General features: G+C 44.7%; 10 protein-coding genes. 7 read left to right on the forward strand and 3 right to left on the reverse strand.

Annotation, left to right across the window (positions count from 1 at the left end):
* Positions 1–145 precede the first annotated feature (145 nt).
* Positions 146–781, reverse strand: a complete 636-nt coding sequence (locus ACYX4J_RS14365) for a CHAP domain-containing protein (RefSeq protein WP_445358723.1) — start codon at positions 779–781, stop codon at positions 146–148.
* A 380-nt stretch (positions 782–1,161) separates the two neighbouring features.
* Here ACYX4J_RS14365 and ACYX4J_RS14370 point away from each other — a divergent pair, with 380 nt between their 5' ends.
* The 5 genes from ACYX4J_RS14370 to ACYX4J_RS14390 all read left to right on the forward strand — a co-directional run bounded on the left by ACYX4J_RS14370 (position 1,162) and on the right by ACYX4J_RS14390 (position 8,372).
* Positions 1,162–2,751: a VCBS domain-containing protein gene (locus ACYX4J_RS14370; protein ID WP_476176887.1), complete on the forward strand. Its 1,590-nt coding sequence runs from the start codon at positions 1,162–1,164 to the stop codon at positions 2,749–2,751.
* 22 nt (positions 2,752–2,773) lie between these two features.
* Positions 2,774–3,070, forward strand: a complete 297-nt coding sequence (locus ACYX4J_RS14375) for a hypothetical protein (protein WP_475708386.1) — start codon at positions 2,774–2,776, stop codon at positions 3,068–3,070.
* Positions 3,071–3,646: 576 nt separating this feature from the next.
* On the forward strand, positions 3,647–4,729 hold the full coding sequence (locus ACYX4J_RS14380) for an efflux RND transporter periplasmic adaptor subunit (protein WP_476176888.1): 1,083 nt from the start codon (positions 3,647–3,649) through the stop codon (positions 4,727–4,729).
* Positions 4,726–7,827 (forward strand): efflux RND transporter permease subunit, encoded by a 3,102-nt coding sequence (locus tag ACYX4J_RS14385; protein WP_476176889.1) that lies wholly within the window; start codon positions 4,726–4,728, stop codon positions 7,825–7,827. Before ACYX4J_RS14380 ends, ACYX4J_RS14385 begins: the two co-directional genes overlap by 4 nt.
* A gap of 212 nt (positions 7,828–8,039) precedes the next feature.
* Positions 8,040–8,372, forward strand: a complete 333-nt coding sequence (locus ACYX4J_RS14390; RefSeq protein WP_444905878.1) for a hypothetical protein — start codon at positions 8,040–8,042, stop codon at positions 8,370–8,372.
* Positions 8,373–8,436: 64 nt separating this feature from the next.
* On the opposite strand, the gene ACYX4J_RS14395 is transcribed toward ACYX4J_RS14390, so the two are convergent.
* Positions 8,437–9,651 (reverse strand): hypothetical protein, encoded by a 1,215-nt coding sequence (locus ACYX4J_RS14395; protein ID WP_476176890.1) that lies wholly within the window; start codon positions 9,649–9,651, stop codon positions 8,437–8,439.
* Between the two features lie 158 nt (positions 9,652–9,809).
* Positions 9,810–11,411, reverse strand: coding sequence for a sodium:solute symporter (locus ACYX4J_RS14400; protein ID WP_444932672.1), 1,602 nt, complete (start codon positions 11,409–11,411; stop codon positions 9,810–9,812).
* 246 nt (positions 11,412–11,657) lie between these two features.
* Here ACYX4J_RS14400 and ACYX4J_RS14405 point away from each other — a divergent pair, with 246 nt between their 5' ends.
* On the forward strand, positions 11,658–12,878 hold the full coding sequence (locus ACYX4J_RS14405; RefSeq protein WP_476176891.1) for an ROK family transcriptional regulator: 1,221 nt from the start codon (positions 11,658–11,660) through the stop codon (positions 12,876–12,878).
* A 114-nt stretch (positions 12,879–12,992) separates the two neighbouring features.
* Positions 12,993–13,979 carry a glycoside hydrolase family protein gene (locus tag ACYX4J_RS14410; protein ID WP_108732506.1) on the forward strand — a complete coding sequence of 329 codons (987 nt, stop codon included), beginning with the start codon at positions 12,993–12,995 and terminating at the stop codon, positions 13,977–13,979.
* Positions 13,980–14,304 lie beyond the last annotated feature (325 nt).

The following is a 14,304-nucleotide window of genomic DNA, read 5'->3' on the forward strand; positions in this document are numbered from 1 at the left end:
AGTTGCCTCCATTCGTGGGAAGCACACTACCAACCTTCCAGGCCCATACCATCGGATAAGACCAACGGTACTGGAATCAGATAAATGGCTTTTGACCGAGATTAATGGAGGGGGTTATCCATTAAATAACCCTCTGAAAAGTTGATTACTCTTTGCGCAACCATCCGAGAATACGGTTATTCTCTACATACCATTGCCCTGAGGGCATGAAAATAAGTGGGTAACGCTCTCGGGAGGGAGAAAATGGACCCGCGTTCTGCTGAATAATCTCCAGGGTAGCATTCTCTATATCTACCATAGAAACGATAGCTACATGGCCATAAGGGTTAAAAAGGGAGGGGCTATAAACAACGATATCGCCAATATTCGGAGGGGTATTACCTTGGTTGTGAAACTGCAGTAATCCTCTTTTGGTATTCACACTCCCGTGCTGGACTGTCAGGTCAAAAAAATCTCTAGCATGTCCAAATGTATCCGGCATTCGATGCCCAAATCGCTCGTAATAATAGCGCTTAACAAACTCAACACACTGGTACCTTAGGCCAAGATTATAACCGTCTTCCGAGGTGTTGCGCTCTTCAACATTATTAACTCCTCCATTGTAATAAACTTCTACCCCATGAAGTGAGTCTATAATCTCTCCGACAGAATAAGCTGTATTAAGGTTTAGGCGAGTAGCCAGTTGATATATCACGGCGATCAAAAGTCCTATACCGGCCACAACAACAATTAACCTACCCTTCCTTCCACCTTCTTTGATTGTTTCAACGAAAGACAACATCCATATTTCCCTCTAATCAACCCCAACTAAAAACACCCCAATTTCAGACTCCCACCTGTGCAAAAAAGCAAATGGGGTTAAGTGCACTCTACGTTCAAATATAGGTCTCATTCCTTTATCCTACTCATTACACCTAGTTAACTTTTTGAACCCTGTCATCAATTGCTCAAACGGGGTTCACATTACTTACAGGCGCTAATAGCAATTGGTCCAACACCGTCACAACCTGCCAAAAAAGCGATAGCTATTTTGCCTTAGGTGACCCAAAATCCAAATATAGTTATTTAACTAATAATCAGCAGGAACCGGGCCACTGAGCAGCTGTCCATCAATTACAAATCGCCTTGCTCAATTAGATTAAGAAATACGTCGAGTTTGTCATGCCTGATACCCTAAAATTCCTTACAGCATTCAGTTTATCGGTTCTCCTTACAGCTTGTGGAGGAGGATCCGGCAGTAGTAATTCCAACGATGAGACTACTGAAACCGAAACAAGTACCGACGGCGGAGACAACAGTGGTTCTGATGATTCCGATAACGGGGACGACGACAGTGATGAAGAAACGGGGGGCTACACTTTTAACCCCAGTAGTCCCCTGGCATCACTTATCGTAGGGACACAAGAGTATGCCAGTGGCACTCTCAGCCTCGAGGATACCGATAGCAATAGCCCCACCTTTCAAGCCAGCAGTGTGGCCGGAAGCTATGGAGATTTTACTCTCTATGAAAGTGGAAACTGGGAATATCAATTAAACACCAGTTCCCAGAGTTTGAATGATGGTGAGTCCGTGGAGGACACTATCTCTTTCCAGCTCACCGATGGCAGCACCCTCTCTGTAGTGTTCTCTATTCAAACCATCGAAGCCACAGAAAGCAGCATTGTCTTTATCTTTATGAACTTCTCAGATGCCGCCGTAGAAGATGATCTAAGCATTACCCAAATTGCAAATATGGCTTTCAATGACACAGATTCTCTTGATAATGCCTACCATGAAAACTCCCTGGGACAACTAAAGTTCAGCCGCCATCTAAGCAATGACACTTCACTAGATCAATACTGCTACGGTGAAGACAATGATGAGAGCACTTCTATAGACTGCTTTACCTACAGCATTGCCGACAGCCAGAATGGTGGTGTACTGAGCATCGAAGATGCGGAATCTCGCTCGGGCAGTGAATATAACGATAGCGGCTATACATGGAGAGATAGGGCAACCAGCTGGATCGAAAGCAATTACCTAGACTCCAACAACCAGCCCGTAGAGCTCAACGATTGGCGTCATCGGGTCTACATTTTCCCGGAAGCTGCGGCCAGTGCAGGACTGGTTGGCACGGGAGTCGCCTCTGTCGGAGGCCGCTGGAGCATGATAATTGCAGATAGTGATCAACTGATTATGGGCCATGAAATTGGGCACAATATTGGCCTGAGCCACGCCGGTAATGACGATAATAATGATGGGGATACCAACGATAGCGGTGAGAGTGAATATGGTAGTGACGGCTCCCTAATGGGCAATGCTTGGCAATCACGACTCTTTGGAAGCGGTCATCGTGACTATATGGGCTGGTATGACTCATTCCCCGGATACACTGAAACTATTGAGGCAGTCGCAGGCAGCACCACTAATATTGAGTTTCAAGCCATAGAACTTACTGCCGGTGAGCTTAGTAGCGATCTACCTCAACTCTTAAAGGCCGAAAGTATTGGTAGCAGGAATGGAGAAAACTACTATTACATCGAATACCACGTCGAGCACGACACCCTCAACCCCCATCCACACCACGAAAATGCGGTAACCGTTCACTATCTTAGCGGCACCAGTAATAACAATGTTACCGCCAACCAGGTAGCCACACTGTCAACTACCGGGGACAGCTTTACTGACTCATCTGCTGGAATCACTATTGAATTCCTATCCACTGACAACAGCACCAACTCTGCAACTGTTTCTGTAACTTACGATGAATAATTTAATGGGGAGTAAGACCGCAATGAAAAATCTACCCTTAGCCCTACTTCTCGCCCTTTCCTCTTCAGCGATTGCCGAAGAGACCGTAACTGGCGTGTTAGAGGAAGAGATCTCCGAGAACTTTCAAACAGGAGAAGTGGATCATCGCTTCTCCGTAAAAGACGAAACTAGCGGTGAGTACTACTTTATCGACGCCAAAGAGGCAAAGCAGAAAGGTATGCAGTCTGGTGAGCGAGTACGTATTCATGGAGAGCGAGAAAACAAACGGCGTTTTCGTATACGTGAATCTCAACGTCTGGAGTTAAGACGAGAGGAGTAACGCCCTTTCTAACTATAATTTTAACTCCTACCACACAAATTCCGCATAGATCAATTCGGGTGTACAGAACATTATCAGTGCACCCGATTAACACAACACCAATTAGCCTAACACCTGGCCACCTCAGACCTAGATACATTTTACTGACCAAATTATTAAAGCTAATTATTTAAGTCTTATAATATCGGCACATCTTTACCATTTAAGTAAGTTGCAAACACACCTATTCAAACTACGCCGATAGAAAACCCGAGCAGGCAAGTCACTCTGAAATTCACAACGCCACTCCCGCCGTCATTTCCAGCTGAGCATATAAGCACTGCAATATATGCAGTAAAACCTAGTTATTGGCGCCAAAGACATCCATTGTGAAAGTTGACATTTTATAAAATTCTGAACGTGAACAACTCACCCCTTGTAGATTTCATCTTACCGCACCGAGATTGCAGCAAATAGCTCATCCAAATACCTTTTAGTCAAATATAATACTAAAGGCACTTCAGTCTATTTAATTTTAAATACTAATTACCGCGCTTAAGCAATTAACTCAGAAATAAAACCGACCAGAGCCTCAGGATGAGAAACAGTAAAATTAAAAAGCTCTTTATGGGCAGCATCCCACCTATTCTGTTAATTATTGGCTCCAATAGCCTTGCCAACGATAGCCGCACAGTACTGGTAGAAGCAGCACAACCCTGGGAGCAAGCTATTAGAACAAAGTTATTTTGCTCTGTATCATCCCCTGCCTTACATCAAATATCTAGTCACTCAGATGCTGAACTTATAGAAATAAAGCCTGTTGGCTCCATTATCAAAGCTGGTGAACTAGTAGCAGCCCAGGATGACTTTTATCTCTCCCAGCAAATGAAGATCATTCGCACCGATATTGAATTAACACAAAGCCAGCTTAACTATGCAGAAGAAGAACTAGGTAGACTGGAGAAACTTCGCTCCGCCGACATGGTTTCTCAGTCTCATTTAAATAACCTTAAGCTCAATGTGGACACCTATCAATTAACCAAGCAAAGACTCGAACAACAACTAAATACAGCTGAATATCGTTCTAAACGACTACTGCACTACGCAAAAACCGATAGTCAAGTTTTAAGCATAGAAGCTAATCCTGGAGAAAACCTCAACCCAGGACAAAGAATTATGCAGTTACTCCCACTAACTGAAAACCAAATTGAATGTAGTCTCCCTGAAGAACACATAAATAAAGAAAGTCTGCTAAGCAATAGCACCTTCAAAATTAAGGAGCAAGATATTGAACTCAGAAATATCAGCCATATAGTAAACCCAGAAACACAGAACTTTAATCTCTACTTTAAAGTAAACAGACAAAAATTCAAATCCTTACTGGTTGGACAGCGATTTGAAATAACTATGTTTACCCCTTTCGCGGGTCATAGCGAGCAAGAATACATTACTAGAATTCCTAGTGACGCCGTAATTCTTGAGAATGGGCGACAATATAAGGTTTGGACTCTAGACAACGACCAAAGAGCAGTTAGTACCAGGGTGCAAATAATAGATACTCTCGATAATTACTTTGTCGTACGTTCAAGCATCGCTCCTGGCGATCTTTTGATTGTACTAGGTCACGAAGGGTTACAACTCAATGAAGCCGTTACTCCAACAAAGAGGGAAAACACATGAAGTCCCTGGAGAAATACAGCTCAATTATCATCTGTTGTACCTTTACCCTAATAATAGCCGGGGTTATAGCCGGGATAAATTTACCGAACGCCCTACTCCCATCCATTAATCGTCCACAAATTGCACTCGCAACCTCCTGGCCAGGAAAGACCGCAGAAGAAATAGAACAAATACTAATTGCTCCACTAGAACAGGAACTCTCTAGCCTAAGCCACCTCAAAGAATTGCAAACCAATGTTAATAGTAGCTGGGCTTGGACCGTAATTGACTTCCATTCGGAGGCAAATATGGAGCAAATGTATATTGAGGTACTGTCCAAAATCAACCAAGTACCCAATTGGCCAACACAAGTTCGCACACCGGATGTATTCAATTTTGCAAATGGCGCAGGGGCTACGCTTGGATCCTTTTTCCTATATTCTGAGAAACCGGCTAGCGAACTTCAATTAATCGACGCGTTTATAAATCATGTTAAGCCAGCCTTTAGTAAAGTTCCTGGTGTACAGTCCATTGAAGAAGCCGGCACACCCACTGCCCAACGGGTCGATATTGAGTTCGACCCGGAAAATATGACTCGGTACTCTTTAACCATTGGTGAGATAACCGAAAATCTAAACAACTTAACGGATCGCTCGGGAGGAAATCTAAAAATTGGGTCAAAAGATTATGCCCTTCATTTCAAAGGTCAGATCCCACTAGAGGAACTCTCAACGTTACCTATCGCAACACGAGAAAGCCAAATCATTCAACTCTCGGATATTGCTTTGGTAAAAGAGCGTGTAGCTTCAGATTGGTTATACTTTGCCCTTGAAGGCAATAGATCTCTATACTTCTATCTACGCCCTACCGAAAATGTCAATGTTCTAGAAACCATCGCCCAGCTCAAATCAACAATAGAAGAATTAAATGACGGCGAGTTAAATCGATTGGGGATGAAGCTCGCCATAAGCCGGGATGACTCCACGGGTATTCGGAATTCCCTCAGTCTGGTATACGGAAGCCTCTTGCTGGGATCACTACTCGCCTGCCTGGTTATTTATTGGTTTTTACGTAACCCCAGAACTCTAACCCTAATATTTCTAAGCATTCCCATTTGTATCTCTCTGGTAGTTCTGGGAATGTATCTTGGAAATAGAAGTATGAACGTTGTTTCACTTGCAGGGATTGCACTTTCTATCGGGTTAATGGTCGATGCAGCAATTATTGTCGTAGAAAACATTCAAAGACTGCGCAAGCAGGGTATAAATATTCAGGAAAGTATCACGCGGGGAACCAAAGAAGTTTCGGGCTCACTAGTTTCATCTACAATCTCCAGTGTTATCGTGTTCCTGCCCATTATTGCTATGCAGTCAGCAACAGGGCAGCTTTTTCAAGACCTGGCCTTCACAATTTCAAGCGCATTATTAGCATCACTATTGTTTGCTCTACTAATACTACCCTCATTGGCCAGACACTTACTTGGAAAAGCAGAAATTTCTGAGGAGGGATCCAGTAGTATCAAAATCAATAAGGCGCTTGAGTGGTGGGTGAAGCTTTCTATCCGTTCTGCAAGCAATCCTAAGCTAGCCTCCACTGTGATTTTGTTAGGATTACCCGTCGCACTCATCGCTACCTTCTTTTCCAGCCCTGACATTGATGTCCTCCCAGACCCCAAACAAAATATGGTCTCTGTTTATATCAACTTTGAAAGTCCTTTATCCACAGAGACCATAAGAAATGAAATTGGGGAACGGGTCGTAAATAGAATCACAGCCAATAGAGAAGAAATAGAGAACCAAGTTTCAACCTATGGAATAATTTGCAACCCAAATAATTGCAATCTCTATCTATACACAAAAGGGGACTGGGATTTTGAAGAACTAAAGAGTTGGCTAAACGAAAAAGCTCTCTTTGGATTAATTGGGACTCGAATACATTTCAGACAAGGTGGTTTACTAAGGTTTGCCCTACCCAATAACCGTATTAGCCAGTTAGATATCAAAGGGGCAAAGCTATCTCGACTACAGATGGCGGGGAGTGAGCTGATGAGTCATTTACGCTTAGAGTTTCCAGAGGCGCAAATTCAAGAGGGAAGCGCACTTCAAAATAGAGCGGTTCGTATTGAATTTCAACCCAAGCTAGTACAATTAGCTCGTTTAGGTATTACGATATCGGAATTAAATCATCATCTGATGGCTTTAACCGATGGAATATATATTGGGCACTTCTATACGGGAACCAACACTCTTCCTTTTTACCTTAAAGCAAGAGAACCGCAAAACCTTGAGAAGCTCCTAAATACAGAGATACTGATTAACAGTCACGGCTTTATTCCTCTACGTGAATTGACTGACGCCAAAATCACTCAGGCGCCAACCAGTATACTTCGTGTCGGCCAGGAAGTGAGTGCATCAATAAACTTAACTCCTCCCGAAGGGGTTGCTATGAAGTCATTTGTCGAGGATGTTGACCAATCTGTGACAGATTTTTTATCAGAAAGTTCCTACAATGATCTTCATACACAGTTTAGAGGTAGCGCCAATGAACTCAACCTGTTCCTCAGTGAGTTCCTAAAAATTTTTGCAGCAGCTATCGCAGTATTGGCCTTATTAATGTATTTCGCCCAAAGGTCCGCAAAGTTAGCAGCAGCAGTACTCTGTGCTGTACCCTTATCATTTGCAGGCGGAATGATTAGCTTACAAATTTTAAATCTATTTACCCCCCAAAGCCTGGATGTAATAACCATGATCGGCTTTGTAATCTTAATGGGATTGGTAGTTAATAACGCGATACTACTAGTCAACCAATTTCATAAGTCATTGCAAAACGGAGCCACTCAATTAGAGGCGATATATATGGCTGCCAGCTTGCGTGTCCGCCCCATTATGCTTACAACAATTACCTGCATCTTTGGCAATATCCCTTTAGTGCTCAACCCCGGAAGTAGCGCTGCCATCTATCGCGGTCTAGCTACAGTTATTACCGGCGGAATGGTGTTTAGCGCCTTATTTGTCTTGGCATTTATGTCTGCTTTGCTATCACAGAAACTGTTTAGTCCTCATACATCTCAAACTACTCATAAGGATGACCTGAAACTGCCAGAAGCCACTACTGCGTGATATCCCTCTTTTGACCTCAATTTATTCACGCCCATACTGGAAGCCTTATTTTGGTGCCAGAATGGGCGTTAATACCTACTCCGAAAAGTACTTTGCGACGCAGTGCGCCACTTATTCAAGTGACTTTATTTGCTATAGTTTTATAGGATGTAGTTAACCAACATGGAGAGCAAAGGTTTAATTACCACTTATAAATTGGTAAGGAATCAAGGATGAAGTCTCTAATATATTTACTTTTGAGTATCCCATTTACACTGCCACTTATCAGCGATGCCGCTTGGACAGAGAAGGCGCAAATTTACTACTTAAAAGTACACTCGAATGGTGTAGATGTCAGACTTAGAGGATTTGTCAATCCAGAGACAGAGGTGAGCTGCGTGAGCAAGAACACCTTTTTTCTTATCAATGACGACTCTGCCATATACAACACCAAAGTATCTTTTCTGCTTTCCGCATATATGTCCCAGAAAACTGTAAAGTTCAGTTACTACGGATGTGAAGATGACAGGATTCGCTTAGGCTCAATCCGGTTTCATGATGAGTAGCCAAATCTCATATGATTGACTGGCCCTTTATAATTTGGGCCAGTCAATTCTTATCAATATCAATCTAGAAAACATCCGGATCATCTATCAAACTTGCATTTTCCAACCCATAGTACTCGATCACCCAAGCATAACTCTGGTATATCTCATAACGAGTCGGATAGGCCCGCCCCACTTCATCCCAGCGTTTCCGCGCATTGGAATAGCTGGAACCTTTGATAACTCCTGACAACTCGAACTCATCACCATTATGGGGATTCATGACCGTTGTGGTATAGGGAACTTCAACCTCGCTATTTTCCACCATCATCCGCGCCATCATTAGTCCATAAGCGGGTACATTAGATGGCATGGCATCTTTAACAGTTTCCTGGTTGCTTTTGGTCGATGTTTCCCCAACGGTCGTTGAAACACTAAAAGTTTCAGAAAAACTGAATGTAATGGAGCCACTATTTTCAACAGTACCGGGAACACCGACTTTGTACCCCTCGGTCAAGCTAACTCCAGCAGTAACCGAAATCCCCATAGTATTAGTCCAGGTATCTGTTTCACTCTTCCCGTCGGTATACCAGACTTCTGTACTGTCGTTTTGGGCAATACTGCCGGAGTTCTCAAGCAATCTCTCACCAAAGAATGTCCTGGTATTGTTGGGAGTTTCCACAATCTGATCCCAGTGAATCTCTACTCCAGATTCCACCAACTCCAAACGATCCGCAACGCAAGGGTAGATACTCCAAACTTTACTATCACTCGCAGTACCAGCAAACCCAACTACTGACCGGGTTCCAATACTTAGATGGTATTCCTCCCACTTATACCAGCCATTATTACCTCCAAAGGTAATATCACGGGTTGAGTTATCCGCCATGTCTTTCAAGTAGACTCGAATCCTGGAAATATTGCCATCGCGCTTTTTATAGAAGCGCCAACCCTGAATATATTCGGTAGCACCAAGCAACTTTCGATACCCGGAGATAGTGGTTTTACCAACCTCCTCATCTCCTGCATATAAGTATTCGAGTTTTAACCCTTTGATTCTCTCATCACCGCTAAAACTGGTTATAGCGGTGATCTTGTCTCCAGGGATTCGGGTGGTAACATAGCTATCGCACATATCGAAATCGCTACCATTCCCACTCTTACCATACTGAAATATTGTATCGTACCTTAGGGTCCCACCATTATCTGATGTATTAAAGTACTGATCCAAAATATTTTCTGTTGCACTAAGCTGCACAGAAGCCAATAAACCTAACATCGCTGTGACGAAATACTTCATAGTCAACACCTTCTTTATAAGATTATTCTTTTAAACGGATACAACTATCTGAGTACAACCTTTTGTCAACTTCGCCCGTGTCCAACCCTCCTGTATTGCCTTTATTGTTTAAGTTTTCCATCCTGTGGGGTGAAAAATAGAAGTAATCTGACTTCGCGCTACCAGAACGAACCAACCACCAACGCAGTAACCACAAGCAGTAGCACAGACTGAACTCGATAGTTTTTCCATAGTGGCTGTGCTTTCAGGGATACGGTCTCAGTGTCAAAATCGCTTTTAGACCAAGTGAAAGATTTGGCTTCTTCGCTAATCTCAGTAGGATAAAGCAGGCTGGCAATCACCAATACCAGTGAACAGAAGACAAATAAAATTGGAGCAATATAGAGGAAATGTAAGTTTGTCCAGTCGAAGACTTCATTGACAAAAAAGAGGCCAACACCGCCCAAGGTGCCTAACAGCAAAGTAGCTATGGCTCCCTTGGAGTTAGCACCACGCCAAAAGAATCCGATCAGGAAAAGTGCCAGTACAGGGGGAACTGCATAGGAAAGCACCTTCTGCAGATACTGGAATAAGGAACCAAAACTTTCAATTTGTGGTGCCCAAAGTACGGCAAGTATCATAAAGATAAAGGTGACCAGCTGACCTACACGCATTAACTGGTGCTGGTTTAGGCCCGGAAAAAACTTCCGCACAAAGTCCATGGTCACCAGCGTGGAAGCTGAATTAAGCGTGGAATCAATTTGCGACATTAGTGCAGCAACAAAACCTGCCAACACTAGCCCCAGGATACCAACAGGCAACAGCTCAAATAACAGAGTGGGATAAACCATATCTGCGCGCTCTAGCTCGGGGAAAATAACAATCGCCATAGTGCCAGGCAGAACCATGATAAACAGCACGGGAAGTTTGAGCAGACCGGCAAATAAGGCTCCCCAGCGGCCGTGATTAACATCTTTTGCACTGAGTACCCTTTGCACCATAAATTGGTTAGTACACCAGAAATAAAAGCCCAGCAAAGTGACTCCCGTAATTAGCCCCAACCAGGGTACGCTCGAATCACCAATGGGCCGTATCAGACTCAATTGTTCCGCCGAGACCTGGGATACAACATTTTCCCAACCTCCTGCGCGATCCAGGGCAAAAATACTGATCAGGATTGAACCAAATATCAGCAGCAGCGCCTGAATGGTGTCGGTATAAATAACGGCCGCCAAACCTCCACAGATGGTGTAGATACCCGCGATCACCGCCAAAATTGAAATCGTGGTCCAAATTGGTAATTCAGGAAATATCAACTTCATTACCAGGGCCCCTGCATAGAGGCTACCTGCAGTATCAACCACAATATTCAGGAAAATAGTCAATCCCGAAAAATAAGTGCGCGCGGTGCTGTTAAAGCGACGCTCAAGCATTTCCGGCATCGTGTAAATGCGCGAGCGAAGAATTGTGGGCAGATAGAAAACGGCAAAGAAAACCAGGATAACCGCCGCCATCCACTCATAGTTGAAGACCGCTATGCCAGTGCTGTAAGCATCTCCGGCCAAGCCGATCAAAGTGGTACTCGATATATTGGAAGCGAACAGGGATAAGCCAATCAAGGGCCATACCATTTTCCTCCCAGCCAGGAAGTAGTCCTCTGCAGTATCGTGGCGGCGACTTAGGAAGAGCCCAAGGGCGATGGTGAAAACAAAATAGACGACCAGAATGGTCGCATCGACTGGGTGAAGACCAAAATCGACCGGCATAACTTCCTCGTTCACTGCTAGCAGCGTATTTTTAGAATGATTTGCTTGAACTTGGCCAAAAATTAAATCACAGTGATTTAATTAAGTAAAGCTAAGCTTCAATAAACAAAAAAAGCTTTATTAATCAACAGGTTATATAAACTCGGATCTTAGTACCAACGAAGTCAATAGACTAAGCAAAGGCTTTAAAGTTACACTTTTAACAATAGAACCGGACAATCGGTGGCCGGATCAGATCACGTTTCATCTCAGGGGGCACGGATGGGTAAAGGTAGCAATTCCAGTGGTTTACGCCGTTATAACGAGCGAGTGGTGCTTACGACCCTGCGGAAGACTGGCGCAGCCTCCAAGTCCGACCTAGCGCGCCAAACTGACCTCACCGCTCAGGCGGTTACCCGGATTGTCGATGATTTGGAAAACGCAGGACTGGTGATGCGAGAGGGACGCCGGCTGGGCGGCAAAGGCCAACCCTCGATTATGTACGTTATTAACCCTACTGGTGCTTACTCTGTCGGCATCAAGGTGGGACGGCGCAATATCGAGCTGCTACTAATGGATTTTGGTGGCACAGTACTAAAGAAAATTTGCCACGAGTTTGAATTCCCGGAGCCCGAATTTTTATTGGCAAAAATTGAATCGGGCCTCCAGGCACTTACTGATACCCTACCCGCTAAAGACAGAGGGAAACTAGTGGGCGTGGGTATCGCTATGCCCTGGTTTATCGGCGCCTGGACCGAAGAGCTCAATATGAGTGAAGAACTTGCCGCCCAATGGCAGGAAATTAATTTTGCTGAAGAAGTTGCTCAGCGCACACATCTGCCGGTCTTCTTCGAGAACGACTGTTCCGCTGCTGCTGTTGCCGAATTGCAGTTTGGCAATGGCCAGGACATATCCAATTTTCTCTACGTTTATGTCGGGACCTTTATCGGTGGAGGCCTGGTATTAAATGGCAGCCTGGAAACCGGCGTCCATGGCAATGCGGGCAACCTGGTTTCCCTGCCAGTGCCCCCCTCAAAACTTAGCAGCACCCCTGAAAATCAAGGGGCATTTGAGCTACTCCTCAATCGCGCTTCACTATTTGGGCTGCGCAGACATTTACGAGAGTGCGGCATCGAAATTACCAGCACTTCCGAACTTGAAACAGTGATGGACCAGGCCCGCCCTCAGATCCAAGAATGGCTGGACGACTGTGCAGATGCGCTGGTTTATGCATTTCTATCGGCAATCAGCGTGCTGGACCTGGAGGCTATTATTGTCGATGCGCATTTACCCCGCTTTTTATTAGACGAACTGGTCGAAATGATTTCTCGCAGAATAAAGCAGGTGGCGCCTTCAGGTGTATTTGCGCCCAAAATTGTCAGTGGAAAAATTGGAGTCGACGCTATCGCCACAGGCGGTGCGATTCTGCCTTTTTACTCAATTTTTGCACCGGATAAAACAGTTCTATTAAAGGGCGGCATACCAGGAAGAATATCTACCTGATTGCGCCTTAATTGGAACCCCAGAAAAGCATAAAAATAACTCTGGGCTCCTTAAGAATAATCAAAGTAATAACTCACCGGCAAATTTCCAATCAGCACCAATGAGGTAAATATCATGGCATTTAATCTCGATAATAAATGGGTATGGGATTTTTGGTTCGCGCAGGACGGCGACCAGTACCATGTATTTTACCTTCAAGCCGATAAATCACTGGGCGATCCTGAGCTGCGCCATTGGAATGTATCTGTCGGTCATGCCGTTTCTACGGACCTTATTCATTGGACAACGCTCCAGGATGCATTAAAACCCTCACCTCGAACTGCAACCGCCAGTGAGGAAGCTGCAGACTCTTACACTACCTGGACCGGCTGTGTACACAGAGAAGGCGATACCTGGTATATGTTTTATACCGGTACTAAATATTCGGAGAAAGGCCTGATTCAGCGGGTCTGCCTGGCAACTTCCAAGGACTTATTACACTGGGAAAAACACCCCAACAACCCCCTGGTGGAATTAGATCCCAATTTCTACGATGGCCTGAACCTTGAATATTGGCACGATGCATCCTGGCGTGACCCATGGATCGTTAAAGACCCCACGCAGAATCTCTACCATATGTATCTCACTGCGCGCTGTAACCAGGGCAGCCCTGATGGGCGTGGCGCAGTTGGCTATGCCAGTTCAACGGACTTAATTCACTGGAAAGTGGGGCAACCGGTACTGGCTCCCGGCTGGTATGGCGAAATGGAAGTACCGCAAATTGAATACATCCATGGCCGCTACTACTTATTCTGCTCAGTATCGACAAAGTTCCACAGCGCTGCCCATCGACAATCCATGCAGGGTACACCACTGACTGGCACAAAATATTTTATCGCCGATGATCTGAATGGCCCATACGAAGTGGTTGGAGATGGCTTTATCGGCGCAGACCAGCAGGGATCACTCTATTCCGGCCGGGTTATCCAGGGGCCGGACCAACATTGGTATCTGCTGGCTTTTAATAGGGACGATGCCGAGGGCAACTTTATCGGCGGTATCTGCGACCCCAAACGCATCGAGTTTATGGACGATGGACAACTGGAATTGGCCAAAGACTAGCAGGCAGGAATCGCAACCAAATCCTTAGGTAGATGCTCACCAGAAGCATCTACTGCCCCTTATCCCCTTCTCCCGCAACCAGTGCTACTTAGAAAGACAAGCAGCGCTGTCACCAAAAGCAAAGATCGATACCGCGAAAATCACTACTTCCCCTTGGTTTACTTATCTATTTGCTGATTCCACTGCGTAAATTCTGCAAATTTTCGTATTGCCTTTATTAAACCACAGTGATTTAATAAATGTGTTCGCGGGGAGAGGTCCCACCCATGCGGTAACAGGAAGAGAGTCTCGAGCCCGCAGAGAACGGGCCGTGAAAAATCTAATA

It is taken from the genome of Microbulbifer sp. ABM4_008 (assembly GCF_056311705.1).